This window comes from Pseudoalteromonas sp. SG45-1 (assembly GCF_014164135.1).
GTDB classification, from domain to species: Bacteria; Pseudomonadota; Gammaproteobacteria; order Enterobacterales; family Alteromonadaceae; genus Pseudoalteromonas; species Pseudoalteromonas distincta.
Genome location: NZ_JACJEP010000010.1, coordinates 106,269 through 129,643, shown reverse-complemented (window position 1 = coordinate 129,643; position 23,375 = coordinate 106,269). Strand labels below are relative to the sequence as shown.

21 protein-coding genes are annotated in these 23,375 nt (G+C 39.5%); 4 read left to right on the top strand and 17 right to left on the bottom strand.

What is annotated here, in order from left to right:
- Nucleotides 1–69: 69 nt before the first annotated feature.
- The 8 genes from H5117_RS10840 to ccoN form a co-directional block, all read right to left on the bottom strand.
- The gene (locus H5117_RS10840) at nt 70–741 is read right to left on the bottom strand and encodes a sulfite exporter TauE/SafE family protein (RefSeq protein ID WP_039490095.1); all 672 of its coding nucleotides are present in this window, start codon (nt 739–741) and stop codon (nt 70–72) included.
- Nucleotides 734–901 (bottom strand): cbb3-type cytochrome oxidase assembly protein CcoS, encoded by a 168-nt coding sequence (ccoS, locus tag H5117_RS10835; protein ID WP_002963071.1) that lies wholly within the window; start codon nt 899–901, stop codon nt 734–736. Before ccoS ends, H5117_RS10840 begins: the two co-directional genes overlap by 8 nt.
- Nucleotides 898–3,273, bottom strand: coding sequence for a heavy metal translocating P-type ATPase (locus tag H5117_RS10830; protein WP_182737799.1), 2,376 nt, complete (start codon nt 3,271–3,273; stop codon nt 898–900). The genes ccoS and H5117_RS10830 overlap by 4 nt, the downstream gene beginning before the upstream one ends.
- Before the next feature lie 8 nt (nt 3,274–3,281).
- Nucleotides 3,282–3,773 carry a FixH family protein gene (locus H5117_RS10825; RefSeq protein ID WP_002963075.1) on the bottom strand — a complete coding sequence of 164 codons (492 nt, stop codon included), beginning with the start codon at nt 3,771–3,773 and terminating at the stop codon, nt 3,282–3,284.
- Between the two features lie 149 nt (nt 3,774–3,922).
- Entirely contained in the window at nt 3,923–4,957 is a 1,035-nt protein-coding gene (ccoP, locus tag H5117_RS10820) for a cytochrome-c oxidase, cbb3-type subunit III (protein ID WP_039490091.1), read from the bottom strand.
- A complete protein-coding gene (locus H5117_RS10815; protein WP_024597380.1) occupies nt 4,954–5,139 on the bottom strand; it encodes a CcoQ/FixQ family Cbb3-type cytochrome c oxidase assembly chaperone in 186 nt (61 codons plus the stop codon). Before H5117_RS10815 ends, ccoP begins: the two co-directional genes overlap by 4 nt.
- Before the next feature lie 6 nt (nt 5,140–5,145).
- Nucleotides 5,146–5,820 carry a cytochrome-c oxidase, cbb3-type subunit II gene (ccoO, locus tag H5117_RS10810; RefSeq protein WP_024597379.1) on the bottom strand — a complete coding sequence of 225 codons (675 nt, stop codon included), beginning with the start codon at nt 5,818–5,820 and terminating at the stop codon, nt 5,146–5,148.
- A 12-nt stretch (nt 5,821–5,832) separates the two neighbouring features.
- Nucleotides 5,833–7,266: a cytochrome-c oxidase, cbb3-type subunit I gene (gene ccoN, locus H5117_RS10805; protein ID WP_002961515.1), complete on the bottom strand. Its 1,434-nt coding sequence runs from the start codon at nt 7,264–7,266 to the stop codon at nt 5,833–5,835.
- A gap of 340 nt (nt 7,267–7,606) precedes the next feature.
- On the opposite strand from ccoN, the gene H5117_RS10800 reads away from it, so the two are divergent.
- The 3 genes from H5117_RS10800 (at nt 7,607) to H5117_RS10790 (ending at nt 12,799) form a co-directional block, all read left to right on the top strand.
- Complete coding sequence (locus tag H5117_RS10800) at nt 7,607–8,032, top strand: hypothetical protein (RefSeq protein ID WP_039490088.1); 426 nt, start codon at nt 7,607–7,609, stop codon at nt 8,030–8,032.
- A 622-nt stretch (nt 8,033–8,654) separates the two neighbouring features.
- Entirely contained in the window at nt 8,655–11,342 is a 2,688-nt protein-coding gene (locus tag H5117_RS10795; protein ID WP_182737796.1) for a TonB-dependent receptor, read from the top strand.
- Nucleotides 11,343–11,446: 104 nt separating this feature from the next.
- Complete coding sequence (locus H5117_RS10790) at nt 11,447–12,799, top strand: hypothetical protein (protein WP_024597376.1); 1,353 nt, start codon at nt 11,447–11,449, stop codon at nt 12,797–12,799.
- A gap of 54 nt (nt 12,800–12,853) precedes the next feature.
- Here the strand turns inward: H5117_RS10790 and H5117_RS10785 are convergent, their stop codons facing one another.
- The 8 genes from H5117_RS10785 to H5117_RS10750 form a co-directional block, all read right to left on the bottom strand.
- Nucleotides 12,854–13,108: a lipoprotein gene (locus tag H5117_RS10785; RefSeq protein ID WP_024597375.1), complete on the bottom strand. Its 255-nt coding sequence runs from the start codon at nt 13,106–13,108 to the stop codon at nt 12,854–12,856.
- 19 nt (nt 13,109–13,127) lie between these two features.
- Nucleotides 13,128–13,964: a peptidoglycan binding protein CsiV gene (locus tag H5117_RS10780; RefSeq protein WP_165723939.1), complete on the bottom strand. Its 837-nt coding sequence runs from the start codon at nt 13,962–13,964 to the stop codon at nt 13,128–13,130.
- Nucleotides 13,964–17,437, bottom strand: a complete 3,474-nt coding sequence (gene mfd, locus H5117_RS10775) for a transcription-repair coupling factor (RefSeq protein WP_182737793.1) — start codon at nt 17,435–17,437, stop codon at nt 13,964–13,966. The genes H5117_RS10780 and mfd overlap by 1 nt, the downstream gene beginning before the upstream one ends.
- 59 nt (nt 17,438–17,496) lie before the next feature.
- Nucleotides 17,497–18,390, bottom strand: a complete 894-nt coding sequence (locus H5117_RS10770) for a carbon-nitrogen hydrolase (protein WP_024597239.1) — start codon at nt 18,388–18,390, stop codon at nt 17,497–17,499.
- Nucleotides 18,387–19,442 carry an agmatine/peptidylarginine deiminase gene (locus tag H5117_RS10765; RefSeq protein ID WP_182695104.1) on the bottom strand — a complete coding sequence of 352 codons (1,056 nt, stop codon included), beginning with the start codon at nt 19,440–19,442 and terminating at the stop codon, nt 18,387–18,389. The genes H5117_RS10770 and H5117_RS10765 overlap by 4 nt, the downstream gene beginning before the upstream one ends.
- A gap of 57 nt (nt 19,443–19,499) precedes the next feature.
- Nucleotides 19,500–20,108: a PilZ domain-containing protein gene (locus tag H5117_RS10760; RefSeq protein ID WP_002961502.1), complete on the bottom strand. Its 609-nt coding sequence runs from the start codon at nt 20,106–20,108 to the stop codon at nt 19,500–19,502.
- Nucleotides 20,109–20,328: 220 nt separating this feature from the next.
- The gene (locus H5117_RS10755) at nt 20,329–21,096 is read right to left on the bottom strand and encodes a haloacid dehalogenase type II (RefSeq protein ID WP_182737789.1); all 768 of its coding nucleotides are present in this window, start codon (nt 21,094–21,096) and stop codon (nt 20,329–20,331) included.
- Nucleotides 21,096–21,746: a peroxiredoxin-like family protein gene (locus H5117_RS10750; RefSeq protein ID WP_182737776.1), complete on the bottom strand. Its 651-nt coding sequence runs from the start codon at nt 21,744–21,746 to the stop codon at nt 21,096–21,098. The genes H5117_RS10755 and H5117_RS10750 overlap by 1 nt, the downstream gene beginning before the upstream one ends.
- 122 nt (nt 21,747–21,868) lie before the next feature.
- Here H5117_RS10750 and H5117_RS10745 point away from each other — a divergent pair, with 122 nt between their 5' ends.
- Nucleotides 21,869–22,756 (top strand): LysR family transcriptional regulator, encoded by an 888-nt coding sequence (locus H5117_RS10745; RefSeq protein ID WP_002961497.1) that lies wholly within the window; start codon nt 21,869–21,871, stop codon nt 22,754–22,756.
- Here the strand turns inward: H5117_RS10745 and H5117_RS10740 are convergent.
- The gene (locus H5117_RS10740; RefSeq protein WP_165723945.1) at nt 22,736–23,251 is read right to left on the bottom strand and encodes a DUF2937 family protein; all 516 of its coding nucleotides are present in this window, start codon (nt 23,249–23,251) and stop codon (nt 22,736–22,738) included. The two genes, H5117_RS10745 and H5117_RS10740, sit on opposite strands and share 21 nt — an antisense overlap.
- Between the last annotated feature and the right edge of the window lie 124 nt (nt 23,252–23,375).

The following is a 23,375-nucleotide window of genomic DNA, read 5'->3' as shown; positions in this document are numbered from 1 at the left end:
ATTTAATCCGTTTAAATTTTTATACACACGACTGCAAAATAACCATAAAAGGTTAATACTGCGAATAGGTTATTGTATCAGCTTGTCAGTTGCAATTATCAATAAGTAGATACCATACCAGATTATAACACTGCCCAATACAATTCGGGTCCAAGGGTGGTTAATAATACTATTTAGTTTTTGTGCGGTAACGCCTAACGTGATCATTGCGGGGAAAGTACCCAAAGCAAAACATAGCATCACTAAAGCACCGTCTAGGGCACTTGGGCTAGTCATCGCCCATGTAAGTGCTGAGTAAACAAGTCCACATGGAAGCCATCCCCACAAAGCACCGTAACCTAGGGCTTTAAATGGTGAGTTAATAGGCATTAAGTATTTATTTAGCTTAACAATGTGTTGCCACACTAAGGTTTTACCAATTTTTTCTAACCATTGCAACGTAGGGCCTAAGCGCATTATATACACGCCGACTAGGAGCATAAAAATAGCTGCAATGAATGAAAGTGCTAAAGAAAAAGATGTGTTTTGCCTAGCAAATTGGCTGCTAATACCAGCAACAAGTGCACCTGCTGCCATGTAGCTCAGTGCACGCCCGGTATTATAGGCAAATGAATAGGTGAATGTTTTGCGTTTATCACTTGCCAGTTGTAATGAGCTTGCAATACCGCCGCACATGGCAATGCAATGACCGCTACCTATTAGCCCCATTAAAAATGCGCTGGTGTAAAGAGGGTCAATCATTACTTTTGTTATGTTGCTCTTTGTCGTCTTCAAACAAAATACTATGACCTTGCTTATTTAAATCAGAAAACTGCTCACTTTTTACGGCCCAAAAGAAAACGCCTATAGCAATAATGACAAACAAAATGGCAATAGGGATCAAAATGTAAATTATGCTCATAACTTTAATAGCCTTAGTGAATTACTAATCACAATAATTGAGCTGGCAGACATGCCAATAACAGCCATCCACGGAGCGACTAAGCCCAGCGCTGCCAATGGTAATATGGATGCATTATACAATAAAGACAGCGCAAGGTTTTGCTTAATAATTCGTCTGGTTTGTTTTGCCACATTGAGTAAATGATCAATTGAAGCTAAATCGCTATTAAGGAGCACTACATCGGCGCTATTTTTTGATATGTCAGCACCGGTTTCCATTGCAATGGATAAATGCGCGCTGGCAAATACAGGGCTGTCGTTTACGCCATCGCCGACCATTGCTACAACTTCGTTTTGTGACGCCCATTGTTCAACAGCTGTTTGTTTATCTTGTGGCGAACACCCAGATTGCACACTTTCAAGGTTGAGTTGCTTAGCTACTTTTTGCCCAGCATCTGATGCGTCACCGGTTAACATATGACACGTTAAATTTTGCGATTGAAGTGAGCCTATAAGCTTTTGAGCATCGTTTTTTACTTTATCAATAAAGTAAAAACGTGCAACAACCTGCTTATTTATATACAAGCTTGCTTGTGCATTTGATTTTTTGCTATCAAACCAACCACTTTTACCAATTGCATAATGATTGTTTGCATCTTGTGCGCTAATTCCCAGACCTGGATGCACTTCAACGTTATTAAGATTGTGGTGAGCAGGAGTAATTTCATCAAATGCGCTGGCGATAGGGTGCTCAGAATAACGCTCTAACATAGCTGCCATATCTAGCACTTGCGCTTTTGTGTATTGCTTATCGAGTATATCTACTTCATCTAGGCTAAATTTACCTTGAGTAAGTGTGCCTGTTTTATCAAAGGCAAATAACGTAATTTGTGAGAGTGTTTCGAGCACATGCGCTTGTTTTATTAATACGCCTTTACGGGTCAAGGTTGCAACCGCGCATGTAAGTGCGGTTGGTATGGCTAAACTCAGGGCACATGGGCAGGTAGCAACTAAAACCGAAATGGTGATCCAAAATGCGTGCTCAGGATCAATTTGGTACCAGCCAATAGCTGTAAGTGAAGCAAATATAAGTAGGCACGCTATAAACCATTGCGCAATTTTATCTGTAATTTCAACCAGTTTAGGGCGTTTAGTTAATGCGTTGTGTTGCAAGCGGATAATTTGATTTAAAAGCGTATTTTGGCCAATTTTATTAATTTTTATTTCAATAACGCCGTCGTGGTTAACGCAACCGGCGTAGACATTGTGGCCGATAAATTTTGTAACGGGTTGGTGTTCGCCCGTCATCATTGATTCATCAACCGTAGTTTTACCCTTTATAAGCTCGCCGTCGGCAGGAATTGTTTCACCCGCTTTAATGAGTACTACGTCATTAAGTTTTAGTTTTTTGGCTGCAATTATAAGTTCTTCACCACTGTCGTTAATGGTGCGGGCTGTTAATGGCAATAATTTTTGTAAGTTGGCAGTAAATTCGCTCGCTTTTAAACGCGCTCTAAATTCAAGGTACTTACCTAATAAAAGTAAAAAGGTAAACATGCACACAGATTCAAAATATACTTCGCCGACTTGCATAAATGTGGCGTAACAACTTGCGCCAAACGCACCAAAAATAGCCAGCGATACGGGTAAATCCATATTGAGCTGTTTTGCTTTTAAGCCATTTATGGCGTTGGTTAAAAAGGGCAGTGCGCTATATAAAATAACCGGAGAGGCAAGTACTAAGCTGATCCATCTAAAATACTGCTCAAAATTGCTGTCCATGCCTGAAAACATGCCAAAGTACATGGCAAACGCAAACATCATAACTTGCATGGTCATTAAGCCTGCAACACCTAAGCGGCGAATATAGGCTTTGGCAGTTTGTTGCTTTTGTTGAGCTTCAGTATCTGATTGAAATGGGTAGGCTTTATAACCAATTTTGGCTAAGGAAGTAATAATTTCACTCAAGGGGGTGCTGGTTTTATCCCATTGGATCATCGCGCGGTTGGTGGAAGTATTTACATCAACCCGTTTTACAGTATTTAAGTTTAAGAGTTGTTTTTCGATAAGCCACGCACACGCTGCGCAGGTTATACCTTCAACACTCAACAATACCTCTGAGATATTGTCGTTAGTGGCTATAAATTCGTCTTGAATGTCTTCGTTGTCATAACTTTTTATAAATGCGAGTTGCTCAGGTACCAGTTGCTCAACCTTGCCTGCGCGAACAGTTCGGTATTTATAATAATCAGTCATACCTTGATCAACAATATTTTGCGCAACTGCTTGGCAGCCAATGCAACACATTGGCTGGGCAATATCGTCAATTATAACGTTTGCGCTAAATCCGTTTGGCACACTTTCAAGGCAATGAAAGCAAGAGTGAGACATAGTAATGATTACTTATAGTTAGGAGTAACTAAAACGGTTTCAGCCGTCGGTAGAACAATGTTTTCTTTTAGTTTCCAGCTGCCATCAATTGGCTCAATAAATACAGAATATGCACCTGGCGTATACTTATCAAGTAATGCAGTAAATTCTTGATTGGCATTAGGCGTAAGTGTTGCCTCAAAGTCATGCGCTTTAATAGTACGGTGGTAAAACGAAAGTTTTAAAACATGTACGTTGCTACTGTCACCTTTTGTAAACTTAAAGCTTACACGCTCGTTGGTTACATTTAATTCGCCATGTAAGTAAAGTGCTTTTGCTTTTTCAAACTTAGTCAGTTCTAAGTTTATTGCTTTACCTTTTTTGTAGTAGTCGTCAACAACCATATCTGGGCCGTTACCTATTGCCGTAATAAATAAGCTAATACAGCCAATAATGGCAACTAACGGAAAAAAGATTAAAAACCAAGGCCAAAAATTTTTATACCACGGAGTAGGTTGCATAGTGTCTCTAAAATTAGTTTAGGAAGCGTTATTTTATAGGAATTATACGTAAAAGACTAAAAAAAAGCCTCCGACTGGAGGCTTTTTTGATCTGGATTAATCTATTGAATTAAATAAATTAATTTATAAACATTTTATTAACCGCGTGCTTATTTATCTTGCGATAAACTGTAAACGTAGGCTGTTAATAAGTGAATTTTATCTTCACCTAAAATGTCTTTCCAAGCAGGCATTACACCAGCACGGCCGTGGTTAAGTGTTTCTTCAACAGCACGTTGAGAACCACCGTATAACCAAATGTTATCAGTCAGGTTAGGCGCGCCAAATGGTAGGTTATGTGCAACCGACCCTTTACCGTCAGCACCGTGACATGCAGCACACATAGCAAACTTAGCTTTACCTGCGGCAGCATCTTTTTGGTTAACAGTACGACCAGAAAGGCTCAGCACATGTGCAGTCATTTCTTTAACGCCTTGCTCACCAAGAGCATCGCCCCAAGCTGGCATTGCAGCTATACGACCATTAAGCAGTGTTTCTCTAATTTTGTCTGGTGTACCGCCATATAACCAATCTTTATCCGTTAGGTTAGGGAAGCCTGTTCCACCACGTGCATCAGAGCCGTGACATTGCGCACAGTTTTGTGAGAATAAACGCTGACCAATTTCGATGGCTAATTGACCATCTGTTTGTTCATGTTTGTCACCATTTTCAAGAGCAACTTGCTGCGCTGCGTCGCCTTCAAACTTAGAATTAACTAAATCTAAAACCGGCACTTGTGCAAGTCGATTAAAAATAGGACCAAAGCGTTCTTCTGCAGCTTCATACTCTTTATCAAGTTTAACAAAACGACCTTCTGCTTTAGCCTCTGCAACTGCTTTTTTAGATTCAGCTAAAGACGTAATACCTTGATTAGAGCTAGTCCATTTACCTAAACCTTCCCAGTTGCCTAAACCTGGGTAAGCTGCAAGGTAATATACTGACCAAATAAAAGTTGCGAAAAACATGTAAGTCCACCATTTTGGTAGTGGATTATTTAGCTCTTCAATGCCGTCAAATTCATGTCCACAGCTTTCACCTTCTTTTACGCCAGCATAGTTTTTTAAGTTCCAAACTAATAGGCCAAAGATGATGCATAAGCATGCAAGGGTTAATACAATAACCCAAATACTCCAAAAGCTAGTCATTTTTCAGACTCCTTTTCCTCGTTAGAGAGTGTGTTGTTATGTTTTTTTTCATCTTCGAAAATGGCATTAGCAGCGCTATCAAAACGATTTTTGCTACGCTTGCTGTATGCCCATACAACAATCACAATAAACAATACTAAAATTACCAGAGTCAAAATGCCTCTGTATGTTCCGTAATCCATAATAATTTACTTCAAGTGGGTACCAAGTTGCTGTAAATACGCGATTAGAGCTTGGATTTCTGTTGCGCCTTCGCCGTTATTCATAGCGTTAACTTTTTCAACATCAGCTTTAAGTTCTTCGTCGCTGCCATAACCTAGGCCCGGGTGTTTAGGGTTTTCTGGGTTAATAGCAAAAGTATCACGGAAAATTTGTAGTTTTTTCAGAGTCAGGCTTGTATCTACCTTATCCTCTGCTAACCAAGGAAAACCCGGCATATTCGACTCAGGAACCACAGCACGTGGGTCAACTAAGTGAGCATAATGCCAGTCGTCCGAGTAACGTTTACCAACGCGAGCAAGGTCAGGGCCAGTACGTTTAGAACCCCATTGGAAAGGGTGATCCCATACTGACTCGCCTGCTACAGAGTAGTGACCGTAACGCTCAACTTCATCACGAAAAGGGCGGATCATTTGTGAGTGACAGTTATAACAACCTTCACGTACATATATGTCACGGCCTTCCATTTCTAAAGCATTAAGAGGGCGTAGGCCTTCTACTGGTTTAGTTGTGTCGTCTTGGAACATTAGCGGAGTAATTTCAACTAATGCACCAAAGCTGATAGCAAAAACAGTCAGAATAGCCATAAGGCCAACGTTCTTTTCTACTATTTCATGTTTGTTTTGTGAATTTTTATTGCTCATCATCTCACTCCGTTATGCTAATTGTGCTTGCGCGTCTAACTTCAGAGATTCTTTCTCAGCTGAAATTGTACGGAAAACGTTATAAGCCATAACTAACATGCCTGTTACGATGAATACACCGCCTACAAAACGCATAATGTAGAAAGGATGCGACGCTTCTAAAGACTGCACAAAGCTGTACATTAATGTACCGTCGGCATTTACCGCACGCCACATTAGACCTTGCATTACACCAGAGATCCACATTGCAACAATGTATAAAACAACACCTACAGTATGTAACCAGAAGTGGGTGTTAACTAATTTAACGCTATACATACGACCTTGCGCAAATAACGCAGGAATTAAGTGGTAAATAGCACCAATTGAAATCATAGCAACCCAACCTAGTGCACCTGAGTGTACGTGGCCGATTGTCCAATCTGTGTAGTGAGATAACGCATTTACAGATTTAATTGCCATCATAGGGCCTTCGAACGTAGACATACCGTAGAAAGACAATGAAACAACTAGGAAGCGTAGTACTGGATCAGTACGCAGTTTATGCCATGCGCCTGATAGGGTCATAATACCGTTAATCATACCACCCCAAGACGGTACGAATAGGATAATAGACATAACCATACCTAAACTTTGCGTCCAATCAGGAAGCGCAGTGTAGTGAAGGTGGTGAGGACCTGCCCAAATATATAATGAAATTAATGCCCAAAAGTGAACTACCGATAAACGGTATGAGTAAACTGGGCGACCTGCTTGTTTTGGTACAAAGTAATACATCATACCCAAGAAACCAGCAGTTAATAGGAAACCTACAGCGTTATGACCGTACCACCACTGAACCATAGCATCTACCGCACCTGCGTAGATTGAGTATGATTTAGTTAACGACACAGGCACTGCCATGCTGTTTACAATGTGTAGTACTGCAACAGTAATAATAAAGCCAGCATAGAACCAGTTAGCAACATAAATGTGCGACACTTTACGCTTGATTAAAGTACCAAAGAATACAATAGCGTAAACAATCCAAACCACAGCGATTAAAATATCGATTGGCCATTCAAGTTCTGCGTATTCTTTTGAGCTAGTAATACCAAGTGGTAATGTAATTACTGCTAATACAATAACTAGCTGCCAGCCCCAAAATGAAAAGGCGGCGAGTTTGTCTGAGAAAAGACGCGTTTGGCAAGTACGTTGTACGACGTAATAAGACGTCGCAAACAGTGCACTAGTACCAAATGCGAAAATTACTGCGTTCGTGTGTAACGGACGTAGTCGAGAGTAAGTTAACCATGGTGTATCAAAGTTAAGTGCTGGCCAAGCTAATTGGGCAGCAATCAGAACCCCAATACTCATGCCAACGATGCCCCAAATCACTGTCATAATAGCGAATTGGCGTACAACCTTATAGTTATACTCAGTTTGTGATGCTACTGTTTGGCTCATTTTCTGGCTTCCGCTGCAATAAATGCGTTTAGAAATGAATTACCCACTATTAAAAGTGGGGCCTACTATTTTTCTCAAGCGTGTTACCTAAAACTTTCAATACATGAAAACTTCAGAAAAAAAACTTGAGAAACCCTTATTTTTTGCGGGTGAAATGATAAATTTTTTGGCCTAAAAAAGATAGGTCAATTACATAAAATTATGACATCAATCAAACTTTGTGAGCTTGTTGTTTATTTTTTGATACAGTTTGTGCCTAATTTGGCCTAATAGTAACACTCGCACTTGTTATTTACAGTCACGATTATTAGTATTTGCTTTTCTTTAGTGCGAAATTGTTATGCTTATATATAGGTTAAGTTTATTCACTGTGGTGTTTTTTTTATTAACAGCGTGTGATTTTTCTAAAAATACAGATGAAAAATTTCTTAAAAATGCCCAGTGCGAAGCCAATTTGCCTTGTACTTTTTCAAATGATGTTAAAGTATGGTTAAGCGAGAAAACCCTTTCCCCCGAAACCCCATTTACTATCTTTAGTGACTTACCTGCAAACGTTACAATTGAAGATGCCAAGCTTAAAGGCATCACTATGTACATGGGTTACATTCCCCAAAAATTTAAAAAACATAATGATCTTTGGCAAAGTAATACTATGGTTGGTATTTGTTCAGAGCAAAATATGCTTTGGAATTTAGAACTAACCGTTAAAGATAATGCCACCTCTGTAATACAAACACTCAATTACTCTTTTTACGTAACGTATTAAAGTTGCGACTACAAACTCTTGTATACAGCTTACATTTTTGATGTGAGTTCGTTTTCATATACATACGATTATTTGAGTGACAAGATCAATAAAATTGCCTTTTTAGGTTTTAATACTGACAAAACTTCAATAGTGAATAAGTGCTCTCAAAAAGTTCAACTTTAATTACGACTGAATAAAAAAATCTAATCAAAAAACCTTCCAAAGAGGCTAAATAAGACTATTTAAGCATCAAGTATGCATAAATATGGTTATTAATTAACATTTAGTTTTGCGGTTTTAATAATGTGCTGTGATTAAGTTGTTAATTTGTCTGTTTTTGGTACGTAGCTCAGTTAATTACATTTGATTACAAAGTGAATCACTTTGGTTTCAGGTGTGTTTCTAATGTTTCCTTGCCTTTTCAAGGTGTTGTTTTTAAAGTGTATTTATTAATTAACACTGAAACATAATGTAACCTATGTACCTACTATGGTTATTCCATTTTATTTCTTGATATAAATTGAGCTGCCATTAAGTTTTCGTTCAGTTAAAAGCGCCTAAGTTGCCCACCTGACTCACTATTCTAATAAAAAGTGAGCATTACCAATAAAGGTAAATTTCCAACAAGTAGGGTTCTTTCATGAAAAAATCAACTCTTGGTTTAGCTGTAATCGCAGCATTTCCAATGTTCTCAAGTGTGCAAGTTCTTGCTGCTGAAGACTCAGCACAAGCAATCGAAAAAATTCAAGTAACGGGTTCTCGCATTAAGCGTTCTGACATGGAAACCGCTAGCCCAGTTACACTTATTGGTGCAGATGAAATCAGAGCTTCTGGTGCTACATCAGTTGATAGTGTGCTTCAGCAAATGACTGCTACTGGCGGCGCTATGACTAATCCAGGCGTAAATAACGGCTCTGGCGGTAATGCATCAATTGATTTACGTGGTTTAGGTTCGCAACGTACATTAGTACTTGTAAACGGCCGTCGTATGATTAACTCAGGTACTGGTGCAGCTTCTACAGTTGATTTAAACACTATCCCTGTATCTATGATTAAACAGATAGAAGTACTTAAAGATGGCGCATCTGCTGTTTATGGTACGGATGCTGTTGCTGGTGTTGTGAACATCATTTTAAAAAATGATTTTGAAGGTTTAGATTTAAACGTTAATTCTGCAATGACATCAAAGCATGATGCATCAGAAACTTCTATCGACTTTACAGTGGGTACTTCATTCGATAAAGGTAATATTGTCTTTGGTGCTCAATATACGAATCGTGGCGAAGCTAGCCAAGGTGATCGTGGATTTTCAAATTGTCCTTTATTTGAAGGTGAAAACGGTCTTTTCTGTGGTGGTTCATCATTTAGTGAAGGCGGCCATATTTATAACGTAAACACTGCTGGTATTACTAACAGCGATGGTGAAGTTGAGCAACAAGGTGTAGCAAACGACAGCGGTTTAAGTAACCGTGGTGGTAGTTTACACCGCTTCACTGATGAAGCTGATGCTTACAATTATGCAGAACAAAGTTACTTATACACGCCAATGGAACGTTTGAATCTTACTGGCATGGGGACTTATGAGTTAAGCGATGATACGAGCCTTTTTAGTGAGTTTACTTACACTAAACGTTGGTCAGAGCAGCAATTAGCTCCACAACCAATTAACTTTGGTTTTAACTATAATGAAAGCATGGGTAATAGTCTATTAAGCCAAACGTATGATAAACGTCAGATTACTGATGGTGCGTTTGTAGAAGATGCTGATGGCAATTATGTTACAACACCAACGAACTATGCTTACGGCGATGAAATTAGTTATCGTCGTCGTATGACAGAAAGTGGTGCACGTGGTTTATCCCAAACAGTAGATACGGTCCGTATTGTTGTTGGTGCAGAAGGTGTCATAAGTGATTACTCTTGGGATTTTTCTGCGAACTTTGGTCGCAATGATTCAGTAGATAAACTAAGTAACCTCCACAATGTTTCTGCAATAAATACAGCAATTGCGGCTGGAACATTTAATCCATTAGATGAAGCTGATTGGGCGTTATCTAATGTACAAGACTACATTTACACAGAGCAAAATTCAGGTGGTAGTCAATTATTTATTTTAGCAGCATCACTTTCAGGCGAAATGTTTGAAATGCCCGCTGGTTACGCTGCGTTTGCAGCAGGTGTTGAGCGCCGTCAAGAAAAAGCATGGTACACACCAGATTCAATTGCAGCGCAGGGGTTAGGTAACGATCCTCGCGTTGATGCTACTAGTGGTGGTTTTGATGTAAATGAAGCTTATGTTGAATTTGCTATACCATTACTTGCTGATGCACCTTTTGCTGATGCAGTTGAGTTAAGTGCAGCTGTTCGTGCATTCGATTATAGTACGTTCGGTTCAGACGAAACGTGGAAACTAGGTTTAACTTGGCGCGTAAATGACGAATTAATGCTACGTGGTGTTCGTTCTACAGCATTCCGTGCCCCAACAGTTGATGAGCTTTATTCTGGTAACGCGCCATCATACGAGCAAGTTAGTTACCCTGGTGCAGACAGCCAAGCTGAAGTAACCGTTGGTGGTAACAGTAACTTAACTCCAGAAGAAGCAGATACGCTTACCGTTGGTGTTGTTTACGAGCCAGAGTGGTTTGATGGTTTCTCAATGACGCTAGATTATTACGACATTGAAATTGAGAATGCAATTTCTACTTATAACAATCAATATGTAGTAGATCAATGTATTGGTAACGCAAATAGCAGCACTAATGCAATTTGTATAAGTACTTCTGCAGTATTCCAAGCTGATGGCCGTATTGTTTTCAACAACCAATTACGTAACATTGGTTCTGAGAAAACATCAGGTGTCGATTTAAACCTTACTTATGCATTTGAAGCATTAGGTTTAAGCTGGAAAACAGGCTTAGATACAACTTATTTAGATGAGTATGTTGTTGATACCGGTGCAATAGTCGATTACTCAGGCTTCATCACTGGTGGTGCCGGCGGTTATGCAGATATTAAATCGAACTTTAACTTAAATGTTAAAGGTGACAACTGGGATGCTACATATGAAGCTCGTTATATTGCTGGAATGGATAGCTTTGCATGTATCGGCGATGATACGTGTTTAGCTCCTACAACACCGTCTATTGTATATCATGATATTAGTGCTTCTTACATGATCAATGATGTGTTAACTGTTTCTGCAGGCGTTAATAACATGTTTGATAAAGAGCCACCATACTACTCAGGTAACAACGATTCTAATACTGACCCGTACACATATGATGTACTTGGCCGTCGTGTATTTGCTGGTGTAAATGTTAAATTTTAACTAGCACATTAATCTTATTAAGGCTCAGTATTTACTGAGCCTTTTTTATTGAACAAAATAAAGGAGGCAAGTACACTAAAACGATATTTTAGAAGGAGAACTAATTGTTAAAACAAGATGAAAACTTATCTTTTGTCATTGAACCAGAACTAACTCCTCGTTCTGAACAGCGCATAGATCTGTATTTTTCTATCCCTAATGAAATGGGGATCAATCCGCAAACACTTACCGAAGAATCTTACTTTAATAACCACTTTAAATCACACCTAGCGTATAACGCTAACAATATACACTTGCCTTTAGTGCGAAGCCGTTTTGTTAGTAAAAACAAAGGTGAGCAACAAGATTACCGGCAAAACCTTAATTTATTTTGTTACCAAGTACGTTTAGCCCTTGATGCCGATATAAAAGACGCGTTAAAAATTGATGAAGCCGAAGACTTTTATAAACGTGCTAACGAGGTATATGAGCAAAGCGAAGGGCTTTTAAAAAAGCTGCGTCGCTACACACCAGATGACGAAAAACTACTGCCATTTTTTACCAATGCTGATAACTATTTAAGTTGGCATGTTGAGCAATCTTTTTTAAAGCTTTTAGATGAAGGCCCACGTAGTAGCGATTATGCAAAAGAGCGTAACGATTTACTGCAGTTTTGTAAAAGCGAAAATACGTATCGAGCAGAGAAAAGCTACAACTCTGAAACCACTATGCAAGACGCAAATCGAATAACAAATAAAATGCGCTTGTTACAACGCTTAATTGAGCACGGCGTAATATTACAGCGTCAAACGCGGTTTCTTAACAGCTACCTTAAACGATTAGTTAAAGGCACTGTAACAGCTGTTATCATGGCATTTGTGATGGTTGTGATACTTAATGCCCGCTCAACGTTTACGGAAGTCACCGCGACGCTTATTTTAATTTTAGGAGTTATTTACGGGCTGCGTGAAATATTTAAAGAAGATATTACACGTATGATTTGGCGAGCCATTGTACAAGGGCGACCTAAGTGGCGATTTAGTTTTAAAAATAGTATTACCAAAGACAAAGTAGCGAGTCAGTTAATTTGGCTTGAATACATGCGCTTTAAAAAAATACCTAAAGAAGTGAAATCTATTTTTTCAAAACGTCGTCAACAAAATAAACAAGCTGCGCAGTGGTTACACTTTGCAAGTGAGACACGTGTTAGTGCGAAAGAATTTTTGCCCGGCTACGATACACTACAGCACACGCTACAATTTAATCTTGCACCATTTGCACGTTATTTAAAACGTGGTGAAGGGAAGCTATATCATTTAGACAGTAATAAAATTTCTAAGCAGGCTGTAGAAAGGCGTTATCAATTAAACATGGTACTTGTTCTAACTGAGGAAGATAAAACACTTTATCAACGCTATAAAATAACGTTAAATCGCAGTAAAATCGTTAATATTGAGCTTATCTACTCCAAAAAATGAGTTTAATTAATTTTAAAAGGGGCTGATACAATAAGCCCCTAATATTTGGTCACTTTATTTATTAGCTAAGCCATGTTTGCTATATAAAGTTACTTTGTCTGATACTAGCGTGATCTCGATATTTTTTGCTTCATCGCCCCATACACAGTTAGTATGTAGTGTCTTTTCAACACAGTTATCAGCACTGCCTAAAATAGTTTCAACTTCAGTCTTATCCATGCCTACTTTAATTTTTTCATAATTTTCAAGACTTACCTTAGAACAAGCCGCAAGGCTTAATGTAGCTGCGATGATAAGGAGTTTTTTCATTGTTATATCCTACTTAATATTAATGTTTGAATTTTCTGATCTGGACAATCATGCCCATTCGTGGATGGTCAAAGTAATGTACTTCACCACTAATTACACGTCTAAACTGAGAAAAACGGGCTGACTCTATATCGCCGTTTTCTAGCTTTTGGCTAATATCAAAATTAGCTGTAATGTATAAATAATGTCGTAAATGTATTTTAAATAAACCGTCTAGTTCCCATTCTGCTTTTGATTGATCTGGGTCGTTAAATAGCGCCGGTTGTGAATTCAATAAACTTACAAAATCAGGGTTTGAATAGCTAGGTGTTACATTGGGTTCATTTTTAAGATGCTTACCCGCCATTAAATGCATGCTTGGGGCGCGTGACTTGCTTGCACCTTCAAAGCGCCAGCCAGTATGTAGAATAGGTGTTAAGCCTTTGCGGTCCAGTTGCCTATATTGCGCTTTAAATTGCAGCTGTTGCGGCGCTAATAAATAGGTTTGCTGCATATCATCTTTAGCGGGTGCTAAAGGCGTTACAGGTAGCTCATCGTAGCTTTGTAGGTAGTCAATACTGTTGTCACATACACCTGATTGCGGGTTTGAATTAACTAATGAATCAGTAAAAGTGCGTTTTTGAAAACGCTCATCGCCATCTATGCAGGCCTGCATTGCTTGTTCAGTGTAAAGAGGGGTCAGTAAGTCTAGCGTATTTTTATCTTCAATAGCTTTGTGCTTAAGGCTAAAGTCTTCTTGTAAATACGGGGCAGGGCGCTGTTTAAATACAAGCACCTCAACCTCAAACCAGCGTTCTGCAAATGCAGTGCTGCTAAATAAGCAGCATAAAACAATAAGCGATTTTTTTAGCAACATTAATGGCTAACCTTTTTTTCGAAATCTGCAATCATTGCAGTGACCATTTTTAAGCGTTCGCGGGCATTTGCCTCACTAATTGCAAAGCGCAGTTTATTTGCGCCATCCATTTTGTACACCTTAGGTGCACTTTGTATCAAGCCAATGATGAAGCTAGGGTTAACCTTGGTATCTTGGCTAAACTCAAAGTAACCACCTTTTGGGTTTGCCTCAATTTTAGTTATACCTAAACTACTAGCTTTCATTTTTAATAATTGTAGGCTAAATAGGTTTTTAGCAGCATCAGGTAGTAAACCAAAGCGGTCTATTAGTTCCACCTGTAGCTCATCCATATCATCAAGGTTAGCACAACTTGCAATTCGCTTATACATACCCAAGCGTGCATTAACATCGTGTATGTAGTCATCAGGTAATAATGCAGCGAGCTTTAAATCTACTTCGGTTTGTTTTTGAAGTAGGTTTTCAAGCGTTGGCTCTTTACCCTCGCGCAGCGCATTTACGGCTTGTTCGAGCATTTCCATATACAAACTAAAGCCGATGGTTTGCATTTGGCCTGATTGATCATCGCCAAGTAGCTCACCCGCACCACGAATTTCTAAGTCATGTGTAGCGAGGGCAAAACCTGCACCTAAGTCCTCTAATGATTCAATTGCTTGTAAGCGTTTACTCGCATCTTTAGAAAGGGCTTTAGGGTCACCTGTTAGTAGGTAGGCATACGCTTGATGGTGGCTTCGACCAACTCGTCCACGTAATTGGTGTAACTGGGCAAGGCCGAGTTTATCTGCTCTGTCCATGATAATGGTATTAGCCGTAGGCACATCAATACCGGTTTCGATAATTGTGGTACATACTAGCACGTTGTATTTTTGATGGTAAAAGTCAGTCATTATTTGCTCAAGCTCTTGCTCGCGCATTTGGCCATGGGCTGTAGTCACACTGGCTTCAGGTACCCATTCACTAATTTCTTGTGCAACACGCTCGATAGTTTCTACGTTGTTATGTAAAAAGTAAACTTGGCCACCGCGTTTAATTTCTCGCAGTACCGCTTCGCGTATTAGTTCTACATCGCGTTGGCGTACAAAGGTTTTTACCGCTAAACGTTTAGCCGGTGGCGTTGCGATTATCGATAAATCGCGCATGCCGCTCATGGCCATGTTGAGTGTACGAGGTATTGGCGTTGCAGTCAGTGTGAGTATGTCTACATCGGCGCGCAGTGCTTTAATTTTCTCTTTTTGGCGAACACCAAAGCGATGCTCTTCATCAACAATTAACAAGCCTAAATCGTTAAATTTAATGTCTTGTTGAATAAGTTTATGCGTGCCAATAACTATATCGAGCTTACCATTGGCCATTTTTTCAAGTGTGTCTTTTTGCTCTTTAGTGGAGTTAAAGCGCGAAAGCACACCTACTTCAATAGGAAAATCAGCAAAACGGTCTTTAAAGTTTTCATAGTGTTGTTGAGCGAGCAAGGTGGTGGGCACTAAAATGGCTACCTGCTTATCATCGTTAACTGCTACAAAAGCAGCGCGCATGGCCACTTCTGTTTTACCAAAGCCTACGTCACCACACACTAAACGATCCATCGCTTGTTTTGATTGCATATCACCTAATACGGCTTCTATGGCGTTGCGCTGATCGTCAGTTTCTTCAAACGGAAAGCTATCGCTAAATTGTCGATATGCGGGGGCATCTAGAGTAAATTTATTACCAGGTTTTGCTTGGCGCTGAGCATAAATGTCGAGTAATTCTGCGGCTACATCGCGAACTTTTTCAGCCGCACGTTTTTTTGCTTTTTCCCATGCATCTGAGCCAAGCTTATGCAGTGGGGCGCTGGCTTCTTCACCGCCAGAGTAACGACTCAGCATATGCAATGCAGATACTGGCACGTACAATTTAGCTTCACTTGCGTAAGTAATTGTTACAAATTCAGTAACTACACCTGCAGCATCAATTGTTTGCAACCCCTGATAACGGCCAACACCGTGATCAAGATGCACAACAGGTTGACCTTCTTTAAGCTCGGCTAAATTACGAATTAGCGCATCTTGGCTGGCTTCGTACTTGTGCTTGCGGCGTCTGCGCTGAGATACTTTTATGCCAAGCAGTTCTTGCTCGGTAATAATAGAAAGGCTTGGTTTAGTGCCAAGTACTACACTTTGCTCGAGCGGACTTACTATTAAGCCTACGTCACTTGCACTTTTTATAAATTGTTCGAGTGTTTCAAATTCTTTAAATTTTAAACCGCTTGGTTTTAAAATGCTCAGCAATGATTCGCGACGACCGTCCGATTCAACACTGAGTAATATGCGGCCTTTTTTCTTTTTTTGCTCTGCTACATAATTTATAAACGCGCCATAAGGTTCATGCTGTTTATGATCAATTCGAATGGCTGGCAGCTCGCTAACGCTTAAGTTTTTATTACCCGCTTTAGTGCCAAGCTTTGCAAGGGATAATCTAATACGTGCAAAATTGCCTAAATTAGAAAACAGCTCTTCAATAGGCTGATAAAGCGCATTGGGTTCAAGTAATGGACGAAGTGGGTCAACTCTGCGGTTTTCATAGCGTACATTTACATCGTGCCAAAAGTTATCTGCCGCGTGCTCTAAATCACCCAGCTGCATAACGGTTGTTGTATCTGGCAGGTAGTCAAAAATAGTCGCGAGCTTTTCAAAAAACAACGGCATGTAGTATTCAATACCTGCAGGCCAGTTACCTTTGCTTACCTGCATGTATACTGAATCTTGCTGCGAGCTTGCGCCAAATTTTTCACGGTAGCTTATTCTAAAGCGTTCTATATCAGCGTCGTTAGTAGGAAATTCATGCGCTGGAAGTAGCTCAATTTTATCTACTTTTTCATCAGAGCGCTGTGTTTCTACATCAAATAAGCGAATGGTATCGAGTTCGTCATCAAAAAAGTCGAGTCTGAATGGGTGTGGGCTACCCATTGGGTATAAGTCAACGATAGAGCCGCGTATAGCGTATTCGCCGTGCTCCATTACTTGTTGAACATTTAAATAACCGGCTTGCTCTAAATTGTCACGAAAGTTATGAGTGTCTAGTTTGTCGCCTACTTTAAAGTTTATTGTTGAACCGTAAATAAATGAGGCCGGGGCTGTGCGCAACATTAAAGTAGATACAGGCACAATTAACACACTTTGTTGTTCTTTTTTTAAGGTGTTTAAAGTGGCCAAACGGGCTGAAATAATATCTTGATGGGGAGAAAAATGATCGTATGGCAGAGTTTCCCAATCAGGAAATACCATGACTGGGTTATCGGGTAATAAATATTCTAATTCTGTTTCAAGGCGCAGTGCACTTGGTGTATCAGGCGTAACAATTAAGACTAAGTTATCTTGTTGTTTAACGCCTTCAGCAATAGCAATACTTAAACCACTTCCGCTTAGCTGGCCCCATTGAATTTTATCTTTATGAGATTTTACCCAAGGCAAGGCTGCCCATTGCTCAAACGCCATTTATTACTCCATTTATAGATGGCTCTTAGCAAGTAAGAGCCATCTTGAGTTAAGGTTACTTAGTCTCGGTATATTTTTGTTAGGTCTTTATAGTGATCAATTCGTCTATCACGTAAGAAAGGCCAAATACGTCTTACGTTTTCTGAGCGTTTTTGATCAATTTCTACTACTAAAATTTGCTCATCAGTATTATTAGCCTCTGCTAATAGTTCACCTTGTGGGCCTGCAATAAACGAATTGCCCCAAAACGAAATACCATCGCTTTGCGCACTAGGGTCACTTTCATGGCCAACGCGGTTACAGCTAATTACCGGCACGCCATTGGCAACAGCATGGGCACGCTGGCTAATAACCCACGCATCTTTTTGACGAGTTTGCTCAGCAATGTCGTCGTTAGGATCCCAACCGATAGCGGTTGGGTAAATTAATACCTCAGCGCCAGCCATTGCCATCAAACGTGCAGCTTCAGGAAACCATTGATCCCAACATACTAGCACGCCTAATTTACCCACCGAGGTTTGAATAGGCTCAAAACCGATATCACCTGGGGTAAAGTAAAATTTTTCGTAAAAACCTGGATCATCAGGAATATGCATTTTGCGGTATTTACCTGCAATACTGCCGTCTTGCTCTAATACAACTGCAGTATTGTGATAAAGGCCCGTAGCGCGCTTTTCAAATAAAGACGCGACAATAACAATGCTTAGCTCTTTAGCAAGCTCACCTAAGGCATTACTGCTAGGGCCTGGAATGGTTTCGGCTAAATCAAATACGTCAACATTTTCGGTTTGGCAAAAATAGAGGCTTCGGTGTAGCTCTTGGAGTACAACCAGTTTTGCACCTTTTTGAGCGGCTTCACGAATGGCACTTATTGATTTTGCCATATTGTCCTTTGCGTTATCGGTATTGCTTTGTTGCACTAACGCAACGGTTAATTTTGCAGGGCTTGTCATTGTGCTGCTCCAGCTAAAAATCCACGAGGTAATTGCATTGTAATACAGTGCAGGCTGCCAAATTGTTCAATGATTGGTTGGCAATTTACGCCAATAATAGTGTGTTGTGGGTATGCTTTTTGAACTTGTGCAAGAGCACGTTCATCATTGGCATCATTATACGTTGGCACAAGCACAGCATTATTAATAATTAAGTAGTTAGCGTAGGTAGCCGGTAAGCGTGTTTGCTCATCGTCATAAGCGGCTTTTGGCCACGGTAACTCAATTAAGTTATATGGGGTGTTATCGGCAGTTTTAAAGGTTTTTAGTTGTTTTTCCATCGCATCAAGTGCGCTAAAATGCTCATCAGTTTTATCGTCACACTGCACATATACAAGGGTATTATTTGGAGCAAAACGCACTAAAGTATCAATGTGGCTGTCGGTGTCATCGCCCGCTAAATAGCCATGTTCAACCCATAAAAAACTCGTCGCGCCTAAGTGCTCTTTCAAAAGTGCTTCAATATCATTTGGGTTTAAATCAGGGTTACGGTTTTTATTAAGCAAACACTCACTGGTTGTTAGCAACACACCGTGCTCGTTTATTTCAATACCGCCACCTTCAAGTACCATATCGAGCGCTTGATATTGGTTGTTTGTGCTACTTAGCTCTTTTACCAAAGTACGATTAATTTGATTGTCTAATGTGCTTTCAAACTTATTGCCCCAACCATTAAAAGTAAAATCATATACTTTTAATTGTTCTGTTGAATCAATAGCGGCGCAAGTAAGCGGACCATGATCGCGCGCCCAGGTATCGTTAGTAGGCGTTACTACAAAATGAACACGATTAAGAGAGACGTTAGCACTATTTAGTAATGCTGTAATATGCACTTTTAAGGCACTGTTATGCGCCACAATAACAAGCTGTTGCTGCGTTGTTATGTGTTTAGCAAGTTCAATATATACAGGTTCTACACGCGCTAAGTTGTCGGCCCAATCGGTGTCTTTGTGAGGCCATGTAAGCATAACAGCGTCTTGCTCGGCCCATTCTGGTAAAAGTCTAAAGTTCATGAATTTTATATACTAATTAAGATGGCGCTAGTTTAGCATTTTACATAAAGATGTCAGCTAATTATCACTGTTTAGGTCGCCTTGGTTTTGATCAAGTTCTTGACGTTTTTTAAGTTGGCGGGTTTGAGCATGTAAACTCGCTCTAACAATAAGTTCTTGGTCAGTGGTTCTAATTGCGGTAAAGAGCATAGTGTATTGGTAGTGTTCGCTATCTTGTTTTTCTACTGCCACAACTTCGGTGTAACAATAAACCGCAGAGGCCTCGTGGTGCAAAAACAGTTTGGTTCTAAATGCTTGGCCAATTGAGTGTACTTCAGGTGATGTAAAACGAATACCGCCACCGCCGTAGCTATCACATTGTATTGCGTTATCTTGGGCTTGTTCTGAGGCCAAAATATGGCTCATTATTAAATCTATTTTACGTGACTGCGCTTGTAAAAAAGTAGCTAGCTCTTGTGCTATATCGCCTAAGTTACGCAGTGGGCGTAACGAGCTTTGCTCAAGCTCACTTACTTCATTTGCTAATCTAAATAGTGGGGGAATGTCGTCTTCAAGCTCAAGCTGCGATTTAGGAACTTGTCCGTTTGATACGGGAAATAAATTTACTCTTATACTTTCATTAATTTGAAAGTACTGCTCAAACTCACCTAATCTTTCACTATTCATTATGTTCTCCACCACGTATTTATTTAATAGTAGCGTTGTGAGTACTAAATTGCTAGCAGATAAAATAACGCATAGCGGGCTAAATGCTTTGTTTACATTCAATTTTTAACATACTAATTATGATAATAAATACACTAAGAGATATTTAGGGGTAGTTACAAAAAAGCGGCCAATGTCATCCTAACATTGGCCGCTTGGGTATTGATTCATCAGCGTGTACTTATTTAAGTAGATCGGCTAATTCATGTAAATCTTTCACAACGTGATCTGGTTTTTTAGCTAATGGGTAAAGTGCTTTACCTGGGCGTGCTATAAAAGTGGTTTGTAAGCCTGCTTCTTTTGCACCAGCAACATCCCAGCCATGGGCTGCAATCATCATTGCTTCATTTGGTGCTACGTTTAGCTTTTTAAGTACCCACTCATACGCACGTAAGTCTGGTTTGTAAATTTTAATATCTTCAATGCTGTAACGCGCATCAAAGTAAGACATTAAACCAGCGCTTTCAAACTGTGCCTTTACACCTTTGTTTGAAGAGTTTGTAAGGCTTACTAACTTATAGCCCTGTGCTTTGAGTTTTGCCAGTCCTTCTTTAACATCGCTGTGGGGAGGAAGCGTTAAAAGAGGCGTAACAATAGCTGTTTTAGCTTGTTCACTTGTAATATCAATGTTGTTGTTTTGAGCAACCATAAGGAGTGATGCCACACCGATTTGCCCAAAGTCGTGGTAACTACCGCTTACTGTATCTACTAATGAATGATGCAGCATAGTTGAAAACCACAGTGGTAATAAATCTTCACGTCCGCCTAGCGCTTTACCAATAGAGGTACGCATTGACGTTAAATCAAGTAGGGTTTCGTTTACATCAAAAATAAGCACTTTAGGTTTTGCTTGTTCTTTTGGTTCATCAGCGACTGCATAACCAGATACAAGGCTTGTGCCCACAAGTAGTGAAAGAGTAAGTGTTTTTAACGATTTTAAAATAGACATTAATTATTCTCCGATTCAAGTGCTGTCATAACATCAATAGGTTCTGCGCGTAGGGTGTAATCTTCGCTTAAAAATGCGTATGTAATAACACCTTCTTGGTTTATCACATAGGTGGCCGGTAGCGGTAATTTAAAGCTTTTATCGCCGTAGTAGTGTTCAAAATCAATACCAAATTGTGTATATAACGCTTGAATACGCTCATCAAGTTTAAACAATAAACCAAATTGCTCAGCTACTTTATTGCTCACATCGCAAAGCACGTCAAATTCAAGGTCGTTTTTTTGTGCAGTTGAGAGAGTTTCATCAGGTAGTTGTGGTGATATTGCGACTAACTGAGCACTTTGAGTTTTAAATTGTGGTAAGTAGTCGTTAAGTGCTTTTAGTTCTAGATTACAATATGGGCACCAGCCACCACGGTAAAAGCTAATAATTACCGGGCCTTTTTTTAATAAATCTGCAAGCTCAATGTTTTCGCCGTTATGGTTGGCTAAGCTAAAGTTTTCTACTTTTTGACCAATTTGCAATGCATTGTCTTTTATATGCTGTGCAATTAGCTCTTCGTTTGTAGTGTTCATTAGTGCCAAAACGTCAGCTGGCAATTTGGCATCTTTTTGTACGTTATAGGCATCTATTTGCGCTTTTAAACTCATGATTGAACCTCAATAATTAGACTATTTGCAATTATAGTGTTTTAGATATTTAAATAAACATTGCAATACTGAAAGCTTCATTCGAAAATATTAAACATTGAAAAGTGCACAATGGCATCTTTATGTATAATTTAAGCGACCTAGAAACATTTATAGCTGTAGTTGAAAACAAGGGCGTACTTGCTGCTGCCCGCGAGCAGCGTTTATCGCCTGCAACGGTGAGCCATCGCTTAAGTAAACTAGAGCGTGAGCTTGCTACAGTACTTGTTTTTAGAGATAGCAGGCGAGTACGGTTATCTCCCGCAGGTGAAATATTTTATACGCGTGTGGGGGCTATAATAGAAGCCCTTCACGATGCTGAACATAGTATTGGCGCGCGCAGCTCATCGGTGAGTGGTTTACTACGCGTGACCATGCCGCCTTGGGTTTTTTCAAAATACGTAATGCCTAAACTCAATGAGTTTGAGCAAGCTTACCCTGAACTAAAGCTTGATTTTTTAATAACGGATCATTTTGTAAATGTGGTTGATGACGCGCAAGATGTTGCAATTAGGGTGGGAAAATTAAATGACTCAGGATTACTTTCTCGTAAAATCGTAAACAATAGTCGCATACTGTGTGCAGCCCCTAGCTATATAGAAAAGTACGGCATGCCTGAAAATTTAACGCAATTGAGTGAGCATTATTGGGTTTGCCTGCCGTGGCAACGCCAGTTAAAGCTTTTTGACGAACACAAAAAAATACATACCTTTAATGCTAAAACTCGTTTTACTATTTCAAACTCCGATAATATGACACAAGCTGCCATTGCAGGTCATGGTATTGCTATTAAATCAAAAATAGCGATTAATGAAGATCTTAAAAACGGTATTTTGGTTGAAGTTATGCCAGGGGTAATGGCACAAGATGATGCACCGGTTTGGTTTTTACGTCCGCAAAATAGTTTAACAACCCGCAAAACCGATGTATTTTATGATTTTATGAAATCACTATTTTTGAGCTGCGAATAAGCGTTTAAATGAGCGTTTTACTCCAATTAAAAACAAATAACCAGTAAGCTCTGCAAGCAAGGCAACAATTATGGCTGCAACAATGGCGGCTATAATAGAGTCTTTTTTCAAAATGATTTGACCTTCAAAGCGTTGCCATACTTGTTGCTTTATATCGCTCATGCCACTGATCATAGTAAATATATACGGAGATTTCTCAAACCTATTTACGGCTATCTGTAAATCTTGCTGTCGCTCGTAAAGAGTACTGATATTACTTGCCCCTTTGTTCACAATTTCATCATCAATATTTTGATAGTGTTTTATTAGCTTAGTTAAATCATTATTGAAATACTTAGCTGCATCGCTTTTAAAAGGCGCAACGGCATTATTAGCTTCAATTAACTGGGCTGATAATGCTTGACCAAAGTCACTTACAAATGCAGGTATTTGCACTCCAAGTAGTAAACCGAATGCAAAGAAACTAAGTCGTATATAATCTAAAAGTTTACTCATTTATCTTCCTATGCATTTAAATAACCCAGAATTAACATTTGAGCTTGTTTTTATGTCAAAAACTCGTAATCTATTGGGGCGTGTTAACCTTTGTGGATTGAAATTTGTTCAATCTAGGTACGAT